Here is a 4,265-nt window from a genome sequence, read left to right on the forward strand (position 1 = left end):
TGTCCGGTAGCTGACGCCAAGAGCAGCGGCTATTTCCGCATAGCTTTGGCCATTGCCAAGAAATCCTATGATATCAGCCTCACGTTTGGTCAGCTGTTTAACAGGATCAGACCTGATTGCATGCAATGCCAAGATCTGCGCGATTTCAGCTTCAATATAATGGCCGTTCTCGGCCACACGGCATACGGCCGCCAGCAGCTCTTCCGGTGGCGCATTTTTGCTGAGATAACCAGCAGCTCCGGCACGTAATGTCTCGGTGGCACAGCGTGCCTCTGCACGCATATCCAGCACCAAAACGCGCGCTTTCGCATATTCGACCCGAATACGCCGCAGCAGCTTCAATCCGCTCAGACCGGGCAAATGAAAATCGAGCACGATCACTGTCGGTTGCTCATCACGTATCTGAGCCAGGGCCTCGTCCACCGTCGCCGCCTCGCTGATCTGAGCGTCCGGGAGCGCGGCCAGGAGCTCCCGCAGCCCTTCGCGGACGATCGCGTGGTCGTCGACGAGCACGATGCGCACCTCGCCGCGGCGGACCGCCGCGCGGGCAGGGATGCGGATGTCGGTCATGTCGTGCTCCCAAGGTCGTGCGCGGCGGTGCGGCGATCGGGGTCGGCGGTCCCGGGTTCAGTCTCACCGTCGGGGCCGGCCGACGGCCCTCCCGGTTCGGAGGGTTCTCCGGGGTCCGGCGAGGAGGCGACGGCGGCGCCTCCGGCCGGCTCGACGGCGGCCCCGATCGGGAGCGGGACCACCACCTGGATGCGGATGCCGCCCTGGCGGGCGCGCTGGACGGCGAGCGTGCCGCCGATCTCCCGGGAGCGCTCGGCCATGTTCGCGAGACCCCGGTGGGAGCCGTCGAGGTCCTGGGCGGCGGCGACGCGCAGCGTGCGGCGGACCTGCTCGGGGTCGCCCGTGCCGTCGTCGGCGACCGAGAGCACGAGGCGGTCCTTGCGGAACGCCAGGCGCACGACGGCGACGGTGGCCTCGGCGTGCACGGCGGCGTTGAAGAGCGCCTCGCCGGCCACCCGGAACAGCGAGCGCTCGGCCGTGGCCGGCAGCGACACCGGCCGGCCCTCGATGCGCACCTCCACCCGCAGGTCGGAGGGCATGTGGACCGCCGAGAGCTCCTCGAGCATCGCGGGCAGCGTGCGGTGGCCGTGCTCGCCGGAGTGGTTGAGCGCGTAGATCGCCGAGCGCAGCTGCTCCACGGCGCGCCGGGTGAGCTGCTTCGCGGTCTCGAGACGCTCGCGCTGGCCCTCGTCGCGGATCTCCGAACGCACCACCTCGATCTGCATCCCGGCCGAGAGGGCGTACTGGGTCACCGAGTCGTGCAGTTCGCGGGCGATGCGGTGGCGCTCGGAGTCGAGGACCTCGCGCTGCCGGGCGACGGTGAGGGCGTCACGGGTGCGCTGGAGCTGCTCGTTGCGGGCCGCGAGGTCCTCGGCGTGCCGGCTGGCCTCGTCGTAGAGCCGCAGCGTGCGCTGGTGCAGCGCGGAGTTCTGCAACGCCGCCGCGGTCTGGCTCGCCAGCACGCGCAGCACCGACGCGTCGGTGGCGTCGATGCGCCGGTCGACGCCGGTCCACGCGACGATCTCGCCGACGACCGCGCCGTCGAGGCGCACCGGCACGTGCAGGTGGTGCGGATCGTGCGGCCGGACGGCCCGGCCGCGCCCGGCGTCGCGCGCATGGCCGGTGGTGCCGGTGTCCCCGGGGTCCGTGGCGTCGGCCGTGTCGTGCTCGCCCCGGCGGACGGCCCGGAGGTGGCGCACGACGAACGGGGGGAGCTCCTCCGGCGCCTCGGTCGAGGCCTCGACGAGGTCGGGTCCCAGCACGAGCGCGCGGGGTGCCGCCTCGGGCAGGGCGCCGTCGGCGAGGGCGAACACCACCCAGTGGGCCGTGAGGTGGTCGGCGGCGGCCTCCGCGACCGACCGGACCAACGTCCCCGGGCCCTCGGTGGTGCGGACCAGGGCGCGGCTGATGCGGTCGAGGGCGTGGATGACCCGGCGCAGGCGCTCGGCCGAGGCGAGGTACTCGACGTAGAAGGACGGCTTGCCGGAGCGGATGCCGGTGAGCAGGTCGAGGTCGGGGGCCTCGGCGCGCGGCTCGGCGGATCCGGGATCGGTGCGGTGCTCCACGGGCGACTACAGCGCCTGGCGGAACAGCGCCTCGATGTCGGCGCGGTCGGCCTCGCGCGGATTGGTCGACAGGCACGCGTCGGCCATCGTCATGAGCGACAGCGTCGGCAGGTCCGCCTCGGTCACCCCGATCTCGCCGAGCCCCTTGGGGACCCCGAGCTCGTCGGCGAGGCGGCGTACCTCGCACGCGGCCCACTCCGCGGCGTCCTCGGCGAGCGCCTGCGAGCACGACCGGCCGACCTCGCCCGGGAACCCGAGGGCCTGCGCGATCGGCACGAAGCGGGCCGGGTCGTCCTCGGCGTTGAACCGCACGACGTGGGGCAGGAGGATCCCGTTGATCACGCCGTGGGGCAGGTCGAGCAGCCCGCCGACCTGGTGGCTCATCGCGTGCGCGGCGCCGAGGATCGCGTTGGTGAAGGCCAGCCCGGCCTCCAGAGCGGCCTGGGCCATGTGGACCCGCGACTCCTGCTCCAGCGGGTGGTCCATGGTGCGCTCGAGGTGCTCGCCGACGAGCGAGATCGCCTGCAGCGCGTGGTGGTCGGTCAGCGGGTTGTGCGCCCGCGACACGTAGGCCTCGATGCCGTGGGTCAGCGCGTCGAGCCCGGTCGCGGCGTTGAGCCAGTCCGGCATCGTCGTGAGCAGGTGGGGGTCGACCACCGAGACGTCGGGGACCAGCGCCCGGCCGAGAATGGTGATCTTCGTATTGCGCAGGGTGTCGGTGACGATGCAGAACTGCGAGACGTCGGCGCCGGTGCCGGAGGTGGCGGGCACCATCACCATCGGCGGGATCGGGGCGACCATCCGGTCGACGCCCTCGAAGTCGGTGATCAGTCCGCCGTTGCCGGCGAGCAGGGCGATGCCCTTGGCCGCGTCGATGACCGACCCGCCCCCGACGGCCACGAGCACGTCGCAGCCCGCGGCGCGGTACGCCTCGTGGCCGGCCGCGATCTCGTGGTCCTTCGGGTTGGGGGTGACCCCGCTCCAGACGGTCGCGTCCATGCCCCCGTCGGCGAGGTGGCGCGCCAGCTGCTGGGGCCACCCGGCGGCCAGGAGGCCCTCGTCGGTGACGAGCATCGGGCGGCGGGCGCCGAGCCGGACCGCGGCGTGGGCCGCCTCGGCCAGCGAACCCGGGCCGAAGACGATCTCGGGGACGTGGAACTTCGCCAGCCGGGGAGGTTCGGGGCGGGCCTGGACGTGGCCCGTGCCGTGGGGGCGGGCGCCGTCGTCCGACGTCGACGCGGTGGTCCGTGCCGCCGACCCGGGGGCCGCCGGGTCCTCCTCCCGGGTCTGTCTGCAGACCACCAGGGACTGACCGGCGCGCGTGACGGTGTCGACGAGGACCACGCTGCCCCCTTCCCACCGTCGGGTGTTCGGTGTCGCCCACGTTACAGACGGGCACGGGGCTTGGGCAGCCTCGCGACCAGCGTTCGGGCCCGAACGGGCCCGTCCACAACGATGGTGACACCTACCCGTCGGTAGAGGGTGCCGTCGGCCGATCAGCGGGGTCCGGACGCCAGCTCGGCCGGACGCTCCAGCTCCTCCGCGCTGATGCCGGGCTCGACGTTGGAGTCGCCGTGGATCGGGCCCTGGCGGTCGGACAGCGGCGTCCCGTCGCCGCCCCACTGCCGGGCGATCATCTCGGCCGCGATGGACACCGCGGTCTCCTCGGGGGTGCGGGCGCCGAGGTCGAGCCCGATCGGGCTGGACATCCGCCCCAGCTCGGACTCGGTGACGCCGGCCTCGCGCAGCCGTGCCAGCCGGTCGCTGTGGGTGCGCCGCGACCCCATCGCGCCGATGTAGCCGATCTCGGGGAGGCGCAGCGCCACCTCGAGCAGGGGCACGTCGAACTTCGGGTCGTGGGTGAGGACGGCGAGCGCGGTGCGGGAGTCGATGCGGCCCGCCTCGGCCTCGGCGGCCAGGTAGCGGTGCGGCCACTCGACCACCACCTCGTGGGCCTCCGGGAACCGGCTCGACGTCGCGAACACCGGACGCGCGTCGCACACGGTCACCCGCATCCCGAGGAAGGTCCCGATGCGGGCGACGGCGGCGGCGAAGTCGATGGCCCCGAAGACGATGAGGCGGGGCGCGGGCGCGAAGGACTCGACGAACACCCCGAGGCCCTCCCCGCGG

At 72.9% G+C, this 4,265-nt stretch carries 4 protein-coding genes; all 4 read right to left on the reverse strand.

Annotated features, from left to right (window positions below):
• A partial coding sequence (locus AC0CYZ_RS24140) for a response regulator (protein WP_472220045.1) occupies positions 1–570 on the reverse strand: 570 nt, incomplete at its 3' end.
• Positions 567–2,135: a MadS family sensor histidine kinase gene (locus AC0CYZ_RS24145; RefSeq protein ID WP_472220047.1), complete on the reverse strand. Its 1,569-nt coding sequence runs from the start codon at positions 2,133–2,135 to the stop codon at positions 567–569. The genes AC0CYZ_RS24140 and AC0CYZ_RS24145, both read right to left, overlap by 4 nt.
• A 6-nt stretch (positions 2,136–2,141) precedes the next feature.
• Positions 2,142–3,479, reverse strand: coding sequence for an iron-containing alcohol dehydrogenase (locus AC0CYZ_RS24150; protein WP_472220049.1), 1,338 nt, complete (start codon positions 3,477–3,479; stop codon positions 2,142–2,144).
• A gap of 152 nt (positions 3,480–3,631) precedes the next feature.
• On the reverse strand, positions 3,632–4,265 hold a 634-nt coding region (locus tag AC0CYZ_RS24155), incomplete at its 5' end, for an XdhC family protein (protein ID WP_472220051.1).

It is taken from the genome of Actinomycetospora sp. (assembly GCF_055612215.1).